Consider the following 19,269-nt stretch of genomic DNA (forward strand, 5'->3'; position numbering starts at 1 on the left):
TTTGTAATTTCTAGCGACTTTAATCATGATTGATAAACACGTAGATGTACTGCTAGTCGGTGCCGGTGCTATGAGTAGCACACTGGGCGCTCTTCTTAACGAACTTGATCCTAACCTGTCGATGATGATGGTTGAGCGATTAGAGAAGGGTGCACAAGAAAGCACAAGCGGTTGGAATAATGCCGGAACAGGGCATGCTGCTTATTGTGAGTTGAACTACACCTCCGTTAAGGCGGATGGCAGTATGGATACGGGTAAACCTGAGTTTATCAATCCGGCTTTTGAGTTCAGTCTTCAGTTCTGGTCGTATCTGGTAAATAAAAATATTTTGCCAGAACCGACGAACTTCATTAACCCGGCCCCACACATGAGCTTTGTTTGGGGTGAGGGAAATGTCGACTTCCTGCGTAAGCGTTATGAAGCCATGAAGCCACATCACCTGTTTAAAGACATGGAATACTCCGAAGACCCTGCGGTCTTAGCTGAGTGGATGCCGCTAGTGATGAAGGGCCGTAACCCGGATCAAAAAGTAGCAGCGACACGTGTCCGATATGGTACAGACGTTGACTTCGGTCAGGTATCTCGTAGTTTGGTGCGTAACCTTCGCGAGAAAGAGAATTTCACCTACTGGGTAAATACGAATGTCGTTGATCTTCACCAACGTGAAAACGGTGAATGGCAAGTGCTGATGCGCGACTCACAAACTGATATTCAGAAAATTGTTCGTGCCAAGTTTGTGTTCTTGGGCGCTGGTGGTGGTGCTTTACCATTACTACAAAAATCTGGCATTCCTGAAGCCAATGGTTACGGCGGCTTCCCGGTTAGTGGTCAGTGGTTGGTGTGTCATAATCCTGAGATCGTTGAGCAGCATGATGCGAAGGTTTACGGTAAAGCGCCTATTGGTGCGCCACCGATGTCAGTGCCTCACTTAGATACCCGTATTATCGGTGGTAAGAAGGCGTTGTTATTCGGGCCATTTGCGGGCTTCACAACGAAGTTCCTGAAAGAGGGCTCTTTCTTAGATCTCATTAAGTCGGTCAAGCCTAATAATCTGATCCCCATGTTGTCTGTTGCCCGTGACAATATGGATTTGACCCGTTACCTGATCAAAGAAGTACAGCAGTCTTTTGAAGATCGTATGGATACTTTGCGTTTGTTCTATAAAGAAGCAAAGGACGAAGATTGGGAGCTATCAATCGCTGGACAGCGCGTTCAGATCATCAAAAAGAACGCAGAAAAAGGCGGCAAGCTCGAATTCGGTACAGAAGTGGTTTCATCATCAGATGAGTCTTTGGTTGCATTGTTAGGTGCGTCACCGGGTGCTTCGACAGCCGTTCAGACCATGGTAAAAGTCATCGAAAAAAGCTTCGCGGAGCAAATGAACAATGGCGACTGGAAACCACGTTTGAAAGAGATCATTCCGTCATACGGTGAGTCACTGGATGGTGATGCTGAGCTGTTGCACCGTGTACGTAAGATGACATTAACCACGCTGAAACTAGATGATCACTATAGCAGTGAATAATACTCTAACTCATTATTTCTGTTGCATTTTTGCAACATCCGGAGATTTATATCAGTCTAATTAATAGTCTATATTGATCATTCCATAAAAGAGGCCGAATCACGTTTTTATTAGCGTTTCGGCCTTTTTTAGTTCTTGGGAAACGCTTCTCGCGGGTGCTAGTATATTTACGTTAACGCAAAGGACAGGTTAAGAAATCACTGTTTTTAATACGTAATTTGAGGAAGTTTTGCCATGTCGAAGTATCAGGAAATTCATCAACAATCACTTAGTAATCCCGAAGAGTTCTGGGGCCAAGCCGCCGCTGAAATCGATTGGATGAAGCCTTGGGACAATGTCCTCGACTACGATGCAAAACCGATTCCTCGCTGGTTTGCTGGCGCAGAACTAAACACTTGTTACAACGCGTTGGATCGTCACGTTGAAAACGGACTGGGTGATCAGGATGCATTGATCTACGACTCACCAGTCACTGACACCAAGATGCGTTACACCTATTCAGAACTCACTGATGCGGTTGCCAAGTTCGCCGGTGCGCTTCGCGCAAATGGCGTTGAAAAAGGTGACCGTGTTCTGGTTTACATGCCAATGATTCCGGAAGCGGCGATTGCGATGTTGGCGTGTGCACGCTTGGGTGCGATTCACTCCGTTGTATTTGGAGGCTTCGCGGCGAATGAGTTGGCGACACGCATTAACGACGCTAAGCCTAAAGTCATCGTGAGTGCATCATGCGGTATCGAGCCAAATCGTGTGGTTGAGTACAAGCCGCTATTGGATGAGGCGATTGAACTGGCAGAGCACAAAGTTGGCTGCACCATTATCAAAGCGCGCGAGCAGGCAAATGCACCATTAATTGAAGGACGTGATCTGGATTGGGATACTGCGGCAACTGCTGCTGAGCCAACGGAATGCGTTGCGGTATCAGCGACTGATCCTCTGTATATCCTTTACACCTCTGGTACGACAGGCCAGCCAAAAGGTGTTATTCGTGACAATGGCGGTCATGCCGTTGCCATGAACTGGTCCATGAAAAACATCTATAACGTAGAGCAGGGCGATGTGTTCTGGGCGGCATCTGATGTTGGCTGGGTTGTTGGTCACTCTTACATTGTGTATGCACCGCTGTTAAAAGGTTGCACCACCGTCGTTTACGAAGGCAAACCTGTCGGCACACCGGATGCCGGTGCATTCTGGCGCATGATTGAAGAGTACAACGTTAAAGTATTGTTTACTGCTCCGACTGCTTTCCGTGCGATTAAAAAGCAAGATCCAAATGCGGACGAGCTGAAGAAATACAATATTGAATGTTTACAGTCATTGTTCTTAGCAGGTGAGCGTTGCGATCCTGATACTTTGTTCTGGGCGCGTGACACATTAGGTATTGCAGTGGTTGATCACTGGTGGCAAACCGAGACAGGCTGGGCGATTGCGGCGAACCCACTGGGTATTGAAGAGTTGGACATTAAGCCGGGTTCTCCGAGTGTGGCAATGCCAGGTTACGACGTACAAGTCTTGGCTTCTGACGGTACTGAAATGCCAGATGGCGAAATGGGTGATTTGGTGGTTAAGCTACCAATGGCACCGGGCTGTTTGCCGACACTGTGGGGCAACGACGAGCGCTTTAAAAGCGCTTATCTGACAGAACACGAAGGCTACTACACAACCGGCGATGCGGGCTTCCGTGATGCTGATGGTTACCTGTGGATCATGAGTCGTACCGATGACGTAATCAATGTAGCAGGTCACCGCCTGTCGACCGGCGCCATCGAAGAAGCACTGTCCGGTCACGCTGATGTGGCGGAATGTGCAGTATTTGGTGTGGCCGATGACTTTAAAGGTCAGTTACCACTGGGCTTAGTGGTACTAAAAGACGGCGTGACGCGCAGTGATGACGACATTATCCCCGAGTTGGTGAAGCGTGTACGCGACCAGATCGGACCGGTAGCGGCTTTCAAAATCGCAGCCGTAGTAAAGCGTTTACCTAAGACACGTTCAGGCAAAATCCTACGTGGTTCTATGGTGAAAATTGCTGATGGAACTGAGTGGACAATGCCAGCGACCATCGATGATCCGGCCATCATGGATGAGATTGAAGAAGCCTTGAAAGGCTTGGGTTACGCGAAGGGTTAAGCACTTTGTGGTCGGGCTTCGGTAGTTACCACCACGAACACAAGCTTCGCTTGAATCGATTCGTGGCAGTAACTACCGAAGCCCTTGTGATGGTTTGTTATTGAGATTTATCAATTTTTATAATGATTGAGTTGGCTAAATAAAAGTCAGGCTCACTCTTGGAGCAAAGACAAATGAGTATTGAATCTGCAGGCGCAAAGTTTCGCGCAGCTATCGCGGCTGAAAAGCCATTACAGTGTGTAGGCGCAACAACGGCATACCACGCACGATTAGCGGAAGCGAGTGGTTACAAGTCGCTGTATATTTCAGGCGGCGGTGTAGCGGCTGGTTCTTGTGGTATCCCTGACTTGGGTATTACCACTATGGAAGACGTACTGATTGATTTACGTCGTATAACAGAAGTTACCACTCTACCGGTTTTGGTTGATATTGATACAGGTTGGGGCGGTGCATTCAATATCGCTCGTGCGGTTCGTGCGTTTACAAAAGCCGGTGCTGCTGCGGTGCATATTGAAGATCAGGTAGCACAGAAGCGTTGTGGCCATCGTCCAAACAAAGCGGTGGTTTCACAGGGTGAAATGGTTGACCGTATAAAAGCTGCGGTTGATGCAAAGATTGATCCTGAGTTTGTGATCATGGCGCGTACAGATGCACTGGCCGTTGAAGGTCTGAATGCTGCAATCGATCGTGCATGTGCCTGTGTCGAAGCCGGTGCAGACATGATCTTCCCGGAAGCAATGACGGATCTGGAGATGTACAAGCAGTTTGCTGAAGCTGTGGGTGTGCCGATTCTGGCGAATATCACTGAGTTTGGTTCTACGCCATTGTTCACCACTGAAGAATTAGCATCAGCGGATGTCAGCATCGCGCTTTACCCGCTATCGGCTTTCCGTGCAGCGAATCAGGCAGCACTGAATGTTTACACACAGCTGCGTGAAACCGGCACTCAGTCAGGTGTACTCGACACCATGCAAACCCGTATGGATCTATACGATTATCTGGGTTACCACGATTACGAGCAAAAGCTAGACGCATTATTTAAGGAAGAGGGTTAATCAATGACAGAACAGACAAAAACCGGATTTAAACCGAAAAAATCAGTTGCACTGTCAGGCACAGCAGCGGGTAATACGGCGGTCTGTACCGTAGGCCGTACGGGTAATGACTTGCACTACCGTGGCTACGACATTCTGGAATTTGCTGAGCAGGCAGAGTTTGAAGAAATCGCTCACCTGATCGTTCACGGCACACTACCAAACAAGGCTGAGCTGAAGAAGTACAAGGCAAAACTGAAGTCATTGCGCGGCTTACCGGCAGCGGTAATTGCAACGCTTGAGAGTATTCCACCGTCAGCACATCCAATGGATGTAATGCGTACGGGTTGTTCAGTATTGGGTACGTGCCTGACAGAAAAAGACGCACACCCTGAAGCTGAAGCACGCGATATTTTGGATCGTTTAATGGCAAGCTTCGGCTCTATGCTGCTTTACTGGTACCACTACAGCATCAACGGTAAGCGTATCGATGTTGAGACGGATGATGATTCTATCGGTGGTCACTTCCTGCACCTTCTGCACGGCGAAAAGCCACCGGAAGAGTGGGTTAAAGCAATGCACGTTTCTCTGATCTTGTACGCAGAGCATGAGTTTAATGCTTCTACCTTTACTGGTCGTGTTGTGGCTGGAACAGGCTCTGATATGCACTCTTGTATTACTGGTGCAATTGGCGCATTACGTGGTCCTAAGCACGGTGGCGCAAACGAAGTTGCCTCTGAAATTCAGAAGCGTTACAACGATGCAGACGAAGCAGAAGCGGATATCCGTGAGCGCATGGCGCGTAAAGAAATCGTGATTGGTTTCGGACACCCTGTATACACGGTTTCTGACCCTCGTAACGAAGTCATCAAGCGTGTAGCGAAGCAGCTGTCTGAGTCTAACGGCGATATGAAAATGTTTGATATCGCGGAGCGTTTGGAATCAGTGATGTGGGAAGAGAAGAAAATGTTCCCGAATCTGGATTGGTTCTCAGCGGTGTCTTATGACCAGATGGGTGTGCCAACGGATATGTTTACGCCGCTGTTTGTGATTGCGCGTACTTCAGGTTGGGGTGCTCACGTGATCGAGCAGCGTCAGGATGGCAAGATTATTCGTCCGTCAGCGAACTACATTGGGCCGGAAGATAAGAAGTTCGTGCCTCTGGCTGATCGCGGCTAAACCCGTTACGCAATTACGTTTTATTCCAGAAAACGCCGTTAATGCATCCATGCAGGCTTATCCCGGCATCCATGCCTCGATTATTTCTTCCATAAAACGTAATTGCTTCACTACTTTGGTAGAGGCTGGTGACACATCGGTGAGCCAGCCACTGCTTAAGCGATTGAATGCTAAGACCATGTGGGCGTTTGGTGTTTTTTCTCGCATACCTTCCGAACATCGCAAGGAGCGTAACGAAGTGAATACCAGATGGCCTATGTTATTGGCTATGGAGCAGATTCAATGAATACTCAATATAGAAAGAATTTAGAAGGCACGGACTTAGATTACTACGATACGCGTGAAGCGGTCGATGCCATCAAGTCGGGTGCTTATGCAACACTGCCTTACACCTCTCGTGTATTGGCAGAGCAATTAGTCCGTCGCTGTGACCCAGAGACGTTGACTGACTCACTCAAGCAGTTGATTGATAACAAGCAAGAGTTGGATTTCCCATGGTATCCGGCGCGTGTGGTTTGCCACGATATTTTGGGCCAGACGGCACTGGTTGACTTGGCGGGCTTGCGTGATGCAATCGCTGATCAGGGTGGTGACCCTGCGAAGGTCAATCCGGTGGTGCCGACTCAGTTGATCGTGGATCACTCGCTGGCGGTGGAAGCGGGTGGTTTTGATCCGGAAGCGTTTGAGAAAAACCGTGCGATTGAAGACCGTCGTAATGCGGATCGTTTTAAGTTTATTGAGTGGTGTAAAACAGCATTCAAAAACGTGGATGTGATTCCGGCGGGTAACGGCATTATGCACCAGATCAATCTGGAGAAGATGTCGCCGGTGATTCAGGCGCGTGATGGCGTGGCATTCCCGGATACTTGTGTGGGTACAGACTCGCACACACCTCACGTGGATGCGCTGGGTGTCATGGCGATTGGTGTTGGTGGTCTGGAAGCTGAGACCGTTATGTTAGGTCTGCCATCGATGATGCGTGTACCAACGATTATCGGTGTGGAGCTAACCGGTGAGCGTAAGCCGGGTATCACTGCGACAGATATCGTGCTGGCGATTACTGAATTCCTGCGTAATGAGAAAGTCGTGTCGTCTTACCTTGAGTTCTTCGGTGACGGTACTAAAGGTTTGACCATTGGTGACCGCGCGACGATCTCTAATATGACACCTGAGTACGGTGCATCAGCAGGCTTGTTCTATATTGATGAGCAAACGATAGATTATTTAAAGCTGACGGGTCGTGAGCCTGAGCAAGTGGCACTGGTTGAGCAGTACGCCAAAGAAACTGGTTTGTGGGCTGATGATCTGACGGAAGCGAAATACGAGCGTGTATTGACGTTTGACCTGTCTAGTGTTGAGCGCAACATGGCGGGGCCATCAAACCCTCACCGTCGTTTAGCCACTGCTGATTTGGCGTCTAAGGGCATCGCCAAAGACTTAGATAAAGCAAAAGCTGAAGAAGCGGATGGCAAAATGCCCGATGGTGCGGTGATCATCGCGGCCATCACGTCATGCACCAATACCTCCAATCCTCGCAATGTGGTGGCGGCTGGTTTAGTTGCACGTAAAGCGAATGAGCTTGGTTTGATCCGTAAGCCTTGGGTGAAAACATCGTTTGCACCAGGTTCAAAAGTGGCTGAGCTGTACCTGAAAGAAGCAGGATTATTGCCAGAGCTTGAACAGCTTGGCTTTGGTATTGTCGGCTTTGCCTGTACTACGTGTAACGGGATGTCAGGCGCACTTGATCCGGTGATTCGTGACGAGATTATCGAGCGTGATTTATACGCGACAGCAGTATTGTCGGGTAACCGTAACTTCGACGGTCGTATTCATCCGTATGCGAAGCAAGCCTTCCTCGCATCCCCACCATTGGTGGTGGCTTATGCGATCGCCGGAACCATGCGTTTTGATATCGAGCAAGACAGTCTGGGCAATGACAAAGACGGCAACCCAATTACCTTAAAAGACATCTGGCCATCGGATGAAGAAATCGATGCCATCGTAGAGTCCAGTGTAAAGCCTGAAATGTTCCAGCAAATCTACAACCCAATGTTTGATCTGGGTGTGATTACAGAGGCAAAGAGCCCGCTGTATGACTGGGATCTTAAGAGCACGTACATCCGTCGTCCTCCGTATTGGGAAGGCGCATTGGCGGGTGAGCGCACGATGAAAGCGATGCGTCCGCTGGCGGTATTGGGTGATAATATCACCACGGATCACCTGTCACCATCTAACGCCATTATGCTTGAAAGTGCAGCGGGTGCTTACCTGCACAAAATGGGCTTGCCTGAAGAGGACTTCAACTCTTACGCCACGCACCGTGGTGATCACCTGACGGCACAGCGCGCGACGTTTGCTAACCCTAAGTTGCTGAATGAAATGTGTCGCAATGATGATGGCAGCATCAAGCAAGGCTCACTCGCTCGTATTGAGCCTGAAGGCACTGAAAGCCGCATGTGGGAAGCAATTGAAACCTACATGGAGCGTAAGCAACCGTTGATTATTATCGCGGGTGCGGACTACGGTCAGGGCTCTTCACGTGACTGGGCGGCGAAAGGTGTTCGTCTGGCCGGTGTTGAAACGATTGTGGCGGAAGGCTTCGAGCGTATTCACCGCACTAACTTGGTTGGAATGGGTGTATTGCCGCTTGAGTTTACCGGTGGTGACACGCGTAAGACTTACAATATTGATGGTACAGAAACCTATGATGTTGAAGGTGAAATTGCACCGGGTGCTGCATTGACGGTAATCATGCATCGTAAAGATGGTGAGCGCGTTGAGATTCCGGTGAAGTGTCGTTTGGATACAGCTGAGGAAGTGTCGGTTTATGCGGCAGGCGGTGTATTACAGCGCTTTGCTCAGGACTTCCTGGAGTCAAATAGTTAGTAGTGCTTCGGTGATGGTTTGGGGGCAGGTGATCGGGTGTTTATTCGGCTTGCCCTCAAGCTTTGCTTGAAAACGCTGCACCGGATAAACCCCAGATCACCCTTAGCCTTGAGAGATTGATGTAATTACTTCAATACCTCGCTACATATGGTGGGAGGGCGAGGGTAGAGGAGAGAGGAGTTATATATGCCTTACGTGAATATCAAAGTCACCGATGAAGGTGTCACCAAAGAACAGAAACAACAGCTGATCGCCGGCGCTACGCAATTGCTGGTCGATGTCCTCGGTAAGAATCCCAAAACAACGGTCGTGGTGATTGATGAGGTCAACACAGACAACTGGGGAATCGGTTTTGATCAGGTCACAGAGCTGCGCAAGCAGACTAAATAATTCGAAGGAGTCAACCATGCCACACGCGCCACAAGTCAAAATACCCGCCACCTATATTCGCGGCGGCACCAGTAAAGGGGTGTTCTTTAACCTGACGGATCTACCGGAGGCGGCGCAGGTACCGGGTGAAGTGCGCGACAATATTTTACTGCGGGTGATTGGTAGTCCTGATCCTTACGGTAAGCAAACCGACGGCATGGGCGGTGCGACGTCCAGTACCAGTAAGACGGTGATTTTGTCGAAAAGCGAAGAGGCGGATCACGATGTGGATTATCTGTTTGGTCAGGTGTCGATTGATAAGCCGTTTGTCGACTGGAGTGGTAACTGCGGCAATCTGACCGCTGCGGTGGGGTCGTTTGCGATTAGCAATGGTTTGGTGGATGCGTCGCGTATCCCTGAAAACGGCATTGCGGTGGTGCGTATCTGGCAGAAGAATATTCAGAAAACCATTATTGCCAATGTGCCGATTACCAATGGCGAAGTACAGGAAACCGGCGACTTTGAGCTGGACGGTGTAACCTTCCCGGCGGCGGAAGTGCAGGTGGAGTTTATGAGTCCTGTGGATGCGACTGACGCGATGTTCCCAACGGGCAATCTGGTGGATGAACTGGAAGTGCCCGGTGTGGGTACGTTTAAAGCGACCATGATTAATGCTGGTATCCCGACCATTTTCCTCAATGCTGACGCGATTGGTTACACCGGCTGTGAGTTGCAGGAAGTGATTAATGGTGACGACAAAGCACTGGAAATGTTTGAAACCATCCGTGCTTATGGCGCGGTAAAAATGGGATTGATCGGCGATATTTCTGAAGCGGCAGCCCGCCAGCATACACCGAAAGTCGCCTTTGTTGGTGCGCCTCAGTCCTACGTGTCATCCAGTGGCAAGCAGATAAATGCAGATGATATTGACCTGAATGTTCGTGCCTTGTCGATGGGGAAATTACACCACGCGATGATGGGCACGGCAGCAGTAGCAATTGGTACAGCAGCAACTATTCCGGGGACATTGGTGAATCTGGCCGCTGGTGGTGGCGAGCGTGACGCGGTGACCTTTGGGCATCCTTCCGGTACATTGAAAGTCGGTGCTGAGGCGATTGAAGGGGAGAACGGCTGGACGGTGAATAAGGTCGTGATGAGTCGTAGTGCGCGGGTGCTTATGGAAGGTTGGGTAAGAATTCCTGGCGATGTCTTTTGATTTAGTGCCGTTGCTGACTATTTATTAATGACTTAATAAAGGAGGTAGCGCATGAAATTAACGATGATGCTTGAAACTATTGCAAAATAGTGGGTCAGAGGCAGCTTGTATTGATTATAGGTTTTAACCTATATAGTATGTAACCTATATCAAAGCTGTCTGGAACCATTATGGCTAACACACTTCAAGAGATTCTGGCTAACGAAAACCCAGAAACTGATGCTCAAGCACCAGAGCTGGCGGCAGAAATGTCATCAAATATTCACCTGGCTGAATTACGTGAAAGAGCGGCACTAACACAAAGCGAATTAGCATCAGCAATGGGCGTAAAACAACCGACGATTTCTGGAATGGAGAAAGCTGGGCAGGACATTAAGTTATCGTCATTAAAAAAATATATTGAAGCAGCAGGTGGTACGTTGCGCCTCGACATCGAAATGCCAGATGGTAGTCAGTTTGAAACCAATACCCCGCGAACTAATAGAGCGCTAAGCTTTAATGGATTAGAGGTTCTACTTCGTAGTCGGCGCTCAGCGCCTAAAATAAAACCTGAGATTTTAGAACTCTCTGATACGGTTCCCACAAAAAACGTAGGTAGCTTTGTTATAGCGTTGGCTAAGTGTCACAACGTTTCATACACCTACAGTTCTATGGATCAGTTTGCAGATTCCGTCACTTCGTTAGCAGGGGATGACGTACAACATGATCATATAGAAGACCTTCTCGTCGCTTTAAAGCGTGCGGGCAAGTTGTCTATGCAGCAAGTGGCGCAGTTATCTGTTAACTATCTTAGGGAGCGTCACAGCAGTGTTTGATCCATTTTCTGACTTTGAAACAGAAGGTTATCTGAGAAACAAATTTGGGGAAAAAGATCCTGATGTCATCAGAGAGCTAGAGCACACGATGTTCCGTGCTGGTTTAGATGATGCGTTAGCTTACTTATCTACCAAAGCGCAGTTGACCTATGGTGATTTCTTAGCAGTACATAAAATGTTGTTTTCAGAGGTATATCCCTGGGCTGGTAAAGACCGCTATGAGCTTCTTCCTGACAAGGCTATTTCTAAGGCCGATGTTAAATTTTGCCACCCTCAAGAAATTGAGCGTTCCATTGAATACGGTTTATCTTTAGGTCAAGACAAAGCTGTGATGTCTGAACGTCCGGGGGAGGTTATGGGTCTATTTGCTTATGGGCACCCTTTTCTCGATGGTAATGGGCGAACGATGTTATTAATTCACACGGAGCTTTGTTATCGCGCCGGTTTCTCGATTGAATGGGAAAAAACAGCTAAGACTGATTATTTGAATGCATTAAGTCAAGAGATTGAGAAGCCACGGGAACGCCCTTTGGATCGTTATTTATCTCAATTTATTGGTGAAACTAGAAGCCGTGATTCTTGGGGAGGATCTATTGGCAGCATAGAAGGTTTAGATGGCCAAAGTGAAATGAATAGCGTGGATGGTGATTACTCTGATGAGCAGGTGTCGAGGGAGTATTTAGCCTATAAGCTAGAAAGAGAGCGCATAGATTAGTGGGTGTATTCTTTATCCGATCAGTAGCAAACCACTGACTCATCTGTTAAAACCATTAGTACAACTACGAATACACCCATAACACCTCAGGATCATGTATGGCATTATCTGACTACCCATTGTGGCGCGCTCCCTTACATCACGAAGACCTCGAAGATGCAGAAGAACACGTTCACTGGGTAGAACTCTTCTATGACCTGATACATGTAGTATGCGTGTTCATGTTGGGTAACTACCTGTCACACCACCTATCCATCGAAGGGTTTCTGATCTTTGCGGCCTTGTTTGCTGTCATTTGGATGGCGTGGGCAGAGGCCTCCTACTTCAGCTCACTATACATTAGCACCGACGTTTACCATCGCTGCATCATGTCGGCCCAAGTCTGTACCGTCATGAGGCTCAAGCGCTTCACCCCACGGGTCGCCCATTTCTCTGAACGTTTTGCACTGCTGTTCCTAATCGTAATGGGTGAGGGTTTTTTCAAAATCGTTATCGCCTTGTCCGAAAAGGGCGTCGCAAACGTCAGCGCAGATGTATTGTTCAACTTTTTCCTAAGCGGTGTGATTATCTTCACACTCAGTTGAGCCTACTTTGATTACGTCGGAAATGGACGTCCACACACCGATAACAACAAGCACAGATTTCGTTGGTGGTACGGTCATTTAGTATTGATGCTGGCGGCAATTATGATTGGCGTGGCGATAAAAGCCCAAGTACAGGTGGATTTTTTTGATAAATTCCCCCTTAAATTAAATACGCCGTGTTATCCTGTGGCGGCTTAATACTTTTTTCGGTGTCTATGGCGATTATCCAGTCTTCGATAGAACGTCATGCCGGACACCGTTACTACACACGCGATGTGCAGTTGTTCGGTATTGGCATGGCTATTATTACTTTATGCTCCGTGCCTTTTGTAGCGGCGTGGGTAGGGAATTTATTATTCGGGATTGCCGTGATATCGCAGATTGCGATTCCGATGATTAGGGCGATGATTGCTATTGAGAAGAAGGGTGAGTTGTGAGGTTTTAAGCCACCTCAAACCCCTCAATATTCCGTGTGTCTTTGCTGAACTCAACACCAATCAAGTGAATTGGCTGATTCAGACTGCGATATTTATCCGCATAAGCTTTATCTTTGATTTGCTGCAAGGCATTTCCTTCGGGCACTAGCTCGACCACCTTAAACTCAAAAATATACACCTGCTGATTAAACTGCAGCGTCATATCAATGCGCCCTAAGTTGGTCATGTCTTCTACCGTGACATCCAAGCCGAGTGAGGCGAAGTAAGAATAAAACACAGAGGCGTAATAACCTTCAAAGTTCTGTATATCGTTATTGGTATACCACGCATAGGGAATGCTGGCGAAGAAGGCATGAAATAGGGTTTTCAAGCCATCAAAGTCATTGGCGAGCAATAATCGGTACAGCTGCGCAAGTTGCGTCACTTGACTAGACTGGTCTTTCACAAGGGCACTAAGCAGGGTTTTATTGAGGCTTTGCTGTACTTCACGGTTTGGGTAGCCTAAGGTGTAAAAGTAGATTCCTCCTAAGTTCTCGCTTTTTTTGATCGTTAAAGAGCCCGCCTGAAACAATAATGCTTCAATGGTCATATTATCCATATCAAAACTGGATAACATCGAGCTACTACTAATCAAACTGTCCAGTTTCAGGCTGACGACTTGTCGTTGCATGAGCTGCTCTATTAAAAACGTTGGTGTGCCGGTTTCAAACCAGTAGGCACGAAAGTCACGCTTGTCAAACAGCTGAAGTACATCAAACGGGTTATAGACGCCATCTCCCAGCCAGTTATAACCGTTATACCACTCTCGAATCGCCTCACGATCCAAGTCAAACAACTCGGCCGCAAAAACGGTATCAACATCGTTATCGGTATAACCACAAAGCGTGGCATAACGCTCATCCAGTGTAATGTCATTTAAATTATTCAAACCCGAAAACAAACTGACTTTCGAGAACTTACTCACACCGGTTAAAAAGCTGAATTTGATATGGGCATCATAGTCTTTGATAGTGCCATAAAAGCCCCGCAAGAAGTCCCGGTTGTCACGGGCAACCTCGGGTTTAGTCAAGGCATCTAAAATGGGTTTGTCGTATTCGTCGATGAGGATAACAACTGACTGTTTGGTCTTGGCCTTCACCTTCTCAATCAAATCCGCAAACCGGCTCCCCACATCATCAAATTGTTGTTTAACAGAAAATGTGTCTTCGAGCGACGTCAGCTGTTGGTGTAAGGATTGCTGGAGAGCATTTGTGCTAGCGTAATTCTTACGCCCAAAACTAAAGCGTATGACCGGATACTGAACCGACCAGTCCCACTGTGCATGTGCTGCTAAGCCCTGAAACAGGCTTTCATTGCCTTCAAACAGTTCTTTTAACGTGTCCAAAAACAGGCTTTTACCGAAGCGGCGAGGGCGGGATAGGAAATAATGCTTTCCTCCATTCACCAAGTCTAACGCTAGCTGGGTTTTATCGACGTAATAATGATTGTCTTCGCGAATTTCGCGAAACGTTTGAATTCCAATGGGAAGCTTTTTACGTGGATTCATGATGTGCTCGTAAGCGCCTTTTCTGATTAACTCTGAATAAATCAAAGGATAACACAGCTGCGTTCAAGTCGGCGTATTCAAGCGGAGACCAACTGATACTTCCGCCCACGCCCCTCACCAATCGGCGCTAAGACACCCTTAGCCACCAAATCACTCAAATCCCGCGCCGCAGTGGGATCACTTGTCCTCGTTAAAGCCCGATACTTCTTCCGGGAAACCCCATCCGCAAAATCACTTGTTTCAAGTAGTCGATTAAGCAGTTTCAATTGCCGCTCGTTAAATGAGGTATCACTGTGACGTTGCCAGAACTGAGTACGCTGATTGAGTTGCTGAAAATGCTGACCTGCCTCTTGTCCAGCTGTTCACCTTCGATGCCCGCGGTTGCGAGTGTTTCATCCAGTAAAATGGCCGACTCCCAATCTAGCCGACTTTCAAAACTTAGGCTTTGGGCGAGTGTTTTGAGAGGTGCGATCTGTTGTACGCACTTTTCCAGATGCGGCAGTACACGCGTCGCATCGTAGCTTAGGTCTGGCCAGTTATCGTGTTCCCATACCCACATTTAGTAATCTCATGATCGTTTAATTTATATAATCGTATCATAATATGAGTTGATTAAGTGGATGTTTAAACCTACGGTATGGGAATATGTCGGAGCGTCTGCATCCAGTCTTACCGCACATCAACGCCCGCGTAAACTGCCTGTAGTGACAACGTCTTATCCACACAAGGCAGCTCAATGTCGTCTTCAAGGTCATTAAACTGCTGTAAATCCCAAGTGCCTTCAGCATTGCGCAGCAACATATCCACCTGTGGTTTATCTTGTGAGACGATCAGGTAGGCTTTTAACGAATCAATGGATTGATAGCTCAGGGCTTTTTCCAAGTAGTCCTTGCGCATGGTAGAGGCGGAGGAGACTTCAACAATCAGGCAGGGATTTGAGAGGTAGTAGTCGTTTTCGTCGTCGTCCTCACAACTTAAAACGATGTCGGGGTAGTAATAGCTTTTGAATTTTTCAGCGCGGACTTTGATGTCTGAAAAGTAGATTTCACAGCCGGATTGATCGGCAGCATCTGACAGGCTAGTGATGAAATTTCGGGCGATTTTATTGTGCGTTTTACTGGCGCAAGCCATTGCATAGACGTGGCCATTAACGTACTCGTGGCGTGTGTCTGCTGTTTTTTCACCGGCCAGAAATGCCTCTTCAGTGATGTTGGTGTCGTGTTGTGATTTATTGCCGGGCATAAACAGAGCGGCTCCATAAGATAACTTCTTAGTAACACGCTAAAGTATTTTTCTTTGATCATCAAGGAATTGGTTTGGGTGACTTCACAGCTACCCTGATGGCGTCTTACATGTAATCTAATGATTCGGGTCTGCCTGTGTGTTTCAGGCAAGCTGAGGTCTAATCAAGTATCGTTTCAGGAAATGGTGCTATCGGCTTTTTAACAGGTGCTCTCAGTTCCGTATTCTGTAAAAGCGTCATCACGCTCAGCGTTATCGCAAATTACGTGTCTCAGTGCTATAGTGACTAGGTGTTACCTTTTAGTAAATGAGGCATTCTCATGGCAACAACCTCAGTAAAACTGAATGATGAACTGACAGAACGTCTTAAGAATTTGGCAGACCTAAAGCGTCGGACACCTCATTGGCTGATGGTAGAAGCCATTAACCGTTACATTGAGCAAGAGGAAAAGCGTACCGCTTTGTATGCTGATGCAATGGAATCGTGGCGTGACTATGAGGAAACAGGTGAGCATGTCACTTGGGATGAAGCCCGTAGTTGGTTACAAAGTTGGGGGACTGAAGATGAGCAGGAGCCGCCGAAGTGCCATCAATAAGACTGTCGAAACGGGCGAGGGCCGATCTGGTTCGACTACGTTTGTTTATCGCAGAGAAGAATCCAAGGGCCGCCCAAAGAGCAGCCGATAAAATTATCTCGGGTATCGACCAGCTTCTGACATTTCCTTTACTTGGACGACCTTGCCCACCTGACTCGATGCCTGCGGGGTTTCGTGAGCTGGTTATCGATTTTGGTAGCGATGGTTATATTATCTTGTACCGAGTTGAGTCGGATGAAATTACCATTGTTGCAATGCGCCACCAGAGAGAGTCAGGTTTTGACTTGCCTGTGAATCTGTAGATCCATGGGTTTGGCTCCTGATGCATCTAAGCAAATCAGGTAATGCCATAGACTTTTACACGTTAATTTTTTGTTGCTACATTTTATTTTATGTAGTAACTTTTTCTCCAGATAAAGGAGAACGCTATGCAAATGACAAGCCGAGAATTTAATCAAGACCTAGGCCGTGCTAAACGGGAAAGCCTTCGTGAGCCTATTATTATTACCGATCGCGGTTCGCCAAAGCACGTACTGATGAGCTATGAAGCGTACCAATTAATATCCGCAAAAAAACCACAAAGTGCTTACGACTGGTTGTGTAGTTTAGAGCACGCTGATGTGGCTGATATTGATTTAGATATCCCCGCCAGAAGCACCGCTCATCGACCAGATGTTGCGCTTGACTGATGTACTTACTCGATACCAATGTTGTGTCTGAAATCCGTAAAGTCAGAAAAAATAAAGCGAATAAAAACGTTGTTGAATGGTTGAGCCATGTGCAAAAAGAGTCTTTATACACGAATGCTGTGGTATTGATGGAGATTGAGCGTGGTATATTGCGTATGGCGCATAAAGACCCGCAGCAAGCAGAGCGATTGAAAAGTTGGTATCACGCGGCGATTAAACCGATGTTTTATGGTCGCGTTTTACCGATCGATGAAGCCACAGCGACAGTGTGTTCAACACTGCACTTTCCTGACCTTGCGCCTGAAAATGATGCTTGGATTGCTGCCAGTGCTATTCAGTACGACCTGACATTGGTGACACGTAATACGAAAGATTTTGAGCATCCTAATTTACGTGTGCTAAATCCCTTTGAGGCTTAGACAAATAAAATAGCTTCCAGTCAAGCCACATCAACGCCCGCATAAATTGCCTGTGTATTTTAGACAAGCTGCGACCTCATGACCGTGTGGCTATTTGGGATGTTCCTTCGTTTGATTAGTCAGGAGGTATGCGGATAGTCATCGCTAGCCACCTCAAACCCCTCAATATTTCGCGTATCCTTGCTGAACTCAACGCCAATCAAATGAATTGGGTGATTCAGGCTGCGGTATTTATCCGCATAGGCTTTATTTTTAATTTGCTGCAAGGCATTCCCTTCAGGCACCAGCTCGACCACCTTAAACTCAAAAATATACACCTGCTGGTTAAACTGCAGGGTCATATCAATGCGCCCAAGGTTGGTCATGTCTTCCACTGTGACATCCAAGCCGAGTGAGGCGAAGTAGGAATAAAACACGGAGGCGTAATAGCCTTCGAAGCTCTGTATATCGTTATTGGTGTACCACGCATAGGGAATGCTGGCGAAGAAGGCGTGAAAGAGGTCTTTTAAGCCATCGAAGTTATTGACGAGCAGGAGTTCATATAAACGCACGGTCTGTACGGCTTGTGCTGAGCGGTCTTGAACCAAACTGGCCAGCAAGTGCTCATTTAAGCTTTGAAAGACCTCCTGATTCGGGTAACCCAATGTGTAAAACTGCTGGCCACCCGCACGTTGTGTGCTTTTGATGGTGAGGTAGCCCGTTTGAAACAACAAGGCCTCGATCGTCATCTCATCCACATCAAAACTGGATAACATCGAACTGCTACTAAACAAACTGTCTAGCTTCAGGCTGACGATTTGCCGCTGCATCAGTTGCTCGATTAAAAAGGTCGGCGTACCGGTTTCAAACCAATAGGCACGAAACTCGCGGTTTTTGAACAGTTGCAGAATATCGAAAGGGTTATAAACGCCTTCACCCAACCAGTTGTAACCGTTGTACCAGTCCCGTATTTCCTGACGATCTAAGTCAAAGAGTTCAGCGGCAAAGACCGTATCAATATCATGATCGGTATAGCCGCACAGCGTGGCAAAGTCCGGCGCAAGGGTCAGGTCATAAAGGTTGTTCAACCCCGAAAACAAACTGACTTTCGAGAACTTACTGACACCCGTTAAAAAACTGAATTTGATGTGGGCATCATAGTCTTTGATCGTGCCATAAAAGCCTCGTAAGAAATCCCTGTTATCACGGGCAATCTCGGGCTGACTTAAGGCATCTAAGATGGGCTTATCGTATTCGTCGATGAGGATAACCACCGACTGCTTGGTCTTGGCCGTCACCTTCTCAATCAAATCCGCAAACCGGCTCCCCACATCGTCAAATTGTTGTTTAACTGAAAATGTGTCTTCGAGTGATGTCAACTGTTGGTGTAAGGATTGTTGGAGCGCGTTGATACTGGCGTAATTCTTACGCCCAAAACTGAAGCGTATAACCGGATACTGAGCCGACCAGTCCCACTGATCATGCACCGCCAGTCCCTCAAATAAACTCTGATTGCCTTCAAACAGTTCTTTTAACGTGTCCAGAAACAGGCTTTTCCCGAAGCGGCGCGGGCGGGAGAGAAAGTAGTGCTTACCATCATTCACCAAGTCTAACGCTAGCTGGGTTTTATCAACGTAATAATGATTGTCTTCGCGAATTTCACGAAATGTTTGTATTCCAATCGGGAGCTTTTTACGTGGATTCATGATGTGCTTGCAAGCGCCTTTGCTTTATTGACTGTCAGTGAATCCAAGCATATCACAGCTGCGCTTTAGTCAGTGTGTTCAAGCAGGTTATAATATTATGTCAGGCAATGACTTGGGGTTGCCCGCCTGACTCGATGCCCGCGTAAATTGTCTGTAGCGTCAGCGTCTTACCCAGACAAGGCAACTCAATATCGTCTTCAAG

The 19,269-nt window shown here is 47.5% G+C and carries 21 protein-coding genes; 15 read left to right on the forward strand and 6 right to left on the reverse strand.

Annotation, left to right across the window (positions count from 1 at the left end; translation table 11 throughout):
* The first annotated feature begins 25 nt into the window (after positions 1–25).
* The 4 genes from mqo to prpC all read left to right on the forward strand — a co-directional run bounded on the left by mqo (position 26) and on the right by prpC (position 5,868).
* On the forward strand, positions 26–1,525 hold the full coding sequence (gene mqo, locus DKW60_RS07985; RefSeq protein WP_109837125.1) for a malate dehydrogenase (quinone): 1,500 nt from the start codon (positions 26–28) through the stop codon (positions 1,523–1,525).
* Positions 1,526–1,759: 234 nt separating this feature from the next.
* Positions 1,760–3,655 (forward strand): propionyl-CoA synthetase, encoded by a 1,896-nt coding sequence (locus DKW60_RS07990; protein ID WP_109837126.1) that lies wholly within the window; start codon positions 1,760–1,762, stop codon positions 3,653–3,655.
* 173 nt (positions 3,656–3,828) lie between these two features.
* The gene (gene prpB / locus DKW60_RS07995) at positions 3,829–4,710 is read left to right on the forward strand and encodes a methylisocitrate lyase (protein WP_109837127.1); all 882 of its coding nucleotides are present in this window, start codon (positions 3,829–3,831) and stop codon (positions 4,708–4,710) included.
* A 3-nt stretch (positions 4,711–4,713) separates the two neighbouring features.
* Positions 4,714–5,868: a bifunctional 2-methylcitrate synthase/citrate synthase gene (prpC, locus tag DKW60_RS08000; protein WP_109837128.1), complete on the forward strand. Its 1,155-nt coding sequence runs from the start codon at positions 4,714–4,716 to the stop codon at positions 5,866–5,868.
* Positions 5,869–5,925: 57 nt separating this feature from the next.
* Here the strand turns inward: prpC and DKW60_RS23635 are convergent, their stop codons facing one another.
* Positions 5,926–6,075 carry a hypothetical protein gene (locus DKW60_RS23635; protein WP_181389624.1) on the reverse strand — a complete coding sequence of 50 codons (150 nt, stop codon included), beginning with the start codon at positions 6,073–6,075 and terminating at the stop codon, positions 5,926–5,928.
* Positions 6,076–6,150: 75 nt separating this feature from the next.
* Here DKW60_RS23635 and acnD point away from each other — a divergent pair, with 75 nt between their 5' ends.
* The 7 genes from acnD (at position 6,151) to DKW60_RS23985 (ending at position 12,890) form a co-directional block, all read left to right on the forward strand.
* A complete protein-coding gene (gene acnD, locus DKW60_RS08005; protein WP_109837146.1) occupies positions 6,151–8,754 on the forward strand; it encodes a Fe/S-dependent 2-methylisocitrate dehydratase AcnD in 2,604 nt (867 codons plus the stop codon).
* A gap of 186 nt (positions 8,755–8,940) precedes the next feature.
* Positions 8,941–9,144, forward strand: a complete 204-nt coding sequence (locus DKW60_RS08010) for a 2-hydroxymuconate tautomerase family protein (protein ID WP_109837129.1) — start codon at positions 8,941–8,943, stop codon at positions 9,142–9,144.
* 16 nt (positions 9,145–9,160) lie between these two features.
* Complete coding sequence (prpF, locus tag DKW60_RS08015) at positions 9,161–10,339, forward strand: 2-methylaconitate cis-trans isomerase PrpF (protein ID WP_109837130.1); 1,179 nt, start codon at positions 9,161–9,163, stop codon at positions 10,337–10,339.
* Positions 10,340–10,509: 170 nt separating this feature from the next.
* Entirely contained in the window at positions 10,510–11,154 is a 645-nt protein-coding gene (locus DKW60_RS23975) for a helix-turn-helix domain-containing protein (protein ID WP_219988671.1), read from the forward strand.
* Positions 11,147–11,869: a Fic/DOC family protein gene (locus DKW60_RS08025; RefSeq protein ID WP_109837131.1), complete on the forward strand. Its 723-nt coding sequence runs from the start codon at positions 11,147–11,149 to the stop codon at positions 11,867–11,869. Before DKW60_RS23975 ends, DKW60_RS08025 begins: the two co-directional genes overlap by 8 nt.
* 98 nt (positions 11,870–11,967) lie before the next feature.
* A complete protein-coding gene (locus tag DKW60_RS23980; protein WP_219988672.1) occupies positions 11,968–12,453 on the forward strand; it encodes a low temperature requirement protein A in 486 nt (161 codons plus the stop codon).
* Positions 12,454–12,668: 215 nt separating this feature from the next.
* Positions 12,669–12,890, forward strand: a complete 222-nt coding sequence (locus tag DKW60_RS23985) for a hypothetical protein (protein ID WP_219988673.1) — start codon at positions 12,669–12,671, stop codon at positions 12,888–12,890.
* A gap of 4 nt (positions 12,891–12,894) precedes the next feature.
* Here the strand turns inward: DKW60_RS23985 and DKW60_RS08035 are convergent, their stop codons facing one another.
* The 4 genes from DKW60_RS08035 to DKW60_RS08045 all read right to left on the reverse strand — a co-directional run bounded on the left by DKW60_RS08035 (position 12,895) and on the right by DKW60_RS08045 (position 15,678).
* Positions 12,895–14,436 (reverse strand): ATP-binding protein, encoded by a 1,542-nt coding sequence (locus DKW60_RS08035; protein WP_109837132.1) that lies wholly within the window; start codon positions 14,434–14,436, stop codon positions 12,895–12,897.
* A 77-nt stretch (positions 14,437–14,513) separates the two neighbouring features.
* On the reverse strand, positions 14,514–14,702 hold the full coding sequence (locus tag DKW60_RS23490; RefSeq protein WP_146203450.1) for a hypothetical protein: 189 nt from the start codon (positions 14,700–14,702) through the stop codon (positions 14,514–14,516).
* A complete protein-coding gene (locus DKW60_RS08040; RefSeq protein WP_109837133.1) occupies positions 14,699–14,995 on the reverse strand; it encodes a DUF4172 domain-containing protein in 297 nt (98 codons plus the stop codon). Before DKW60_RS08040 ends, DKW60_RS23490 begins: the two co-directional genes overlap by 4 nt.
* Positions 14,996–15,105: 110 nt before the next feature.
* Positions 15,106–15,678 (reverse strand): Uma2 family endonuclease, encoded by a 573-nt coding sequence (locus DKW60_RS08045; protein WP_109837134.1) that lies wholly within the window; start codon positions 15,676–15,678, stop codon positions 15,106–15,108.
* 320 nt (positions 15,679–15,998) lie between these two features.
* On the opposite strand from DKW60_RS08045, the gene DKW60_RS08050 reads away from it, so the two are divergent.
* The 4 genes from DKW60_RS08050 (at position 15,999) to DKW60_RS08065 (ending at position 17,382) form a co-directional block, all read left to right on the forward strand.
* The gene (locus DKW60_RS08050) at positions 15,999–16,274 is read left to right on the forward strand and encodes a CopG family ribbon-helix-helix protein (protein WP_109837135.1); all 276 of its coding nucleotides are present in this window, start codon (positions 15,999–16,001) and stop codon (positions 16,272–16,274) included.
* Positions 16,262–16,576, forward strand: a complete 315-nt coding sequence (locus tag DKW60_RS08055) for a type II toxin-antitoxin system RelE/ParE family toxin (protein ID WP_109837136.1) — start codon at positions 16,262–16,264, stop codon at positions 16,574–16,576. Before DKW60_RS08050 ends, DKW60_RS08055 begins: the two co-directional genes overlap by 13 nt.
* A gap of 126 nt (positions 16,577–16,702) precedes the next feature.
* Positions 16,703–16,963 (forward strand): type II toxin-antitoxin system prevent-host-death family antitoxin, encoded by a 261-nt coding sequence (locus DKW60_RS08060; RefSeq protein WP_109837137.1) that lies wholly within the window; start codon positions 16,703–16,705, stop codon positions 16,961–16,963.
* Positions 16,963–17,382 (forward strand): type II toxin-antitoxin system VapC family toxin, encoded by a 420-nt coding sequence (locus DKW60_RS08065; RefSeq protein ID WP_109837138.1) that lies wholly within the window; start codon positions 16,963–16,965, stop codon positions 17,380–17,382. Before DKW60_RS08060 ends, DKW60_RS08065 begins: the two co-directional genes overlap by 1 nt.
* Positions 17,383–17,501: 119 nt before the next feature.
* Here DKW60_RS08065 and DKW60_RS08070 read toward each other — a convergent pair whose 3' ends face one another.
* On the reverse strand, positions 17,502–19,067 hold the full coding sequence (locus tag DKW60_RS08070) for an ATP-binding protein (RefSeq protein WP_109837139.1): 1,566 nt from the start codon (positions 19,065–19,067) through the stop codon (positions 17,502–17,504).
* Positions 19,068–19,269 lie beyond the last annotated feature (202 nt).

Origin of the sequence: Leucothrix pacifica, assembly GCF_003172875.1 — a bacterium.
GTDB lineage: Bacteria > Pseudomonadota > Gammaproteobacteria > Thiotrichales > Thiotrichaceae > Leucothrix > Leucothrix pacifica.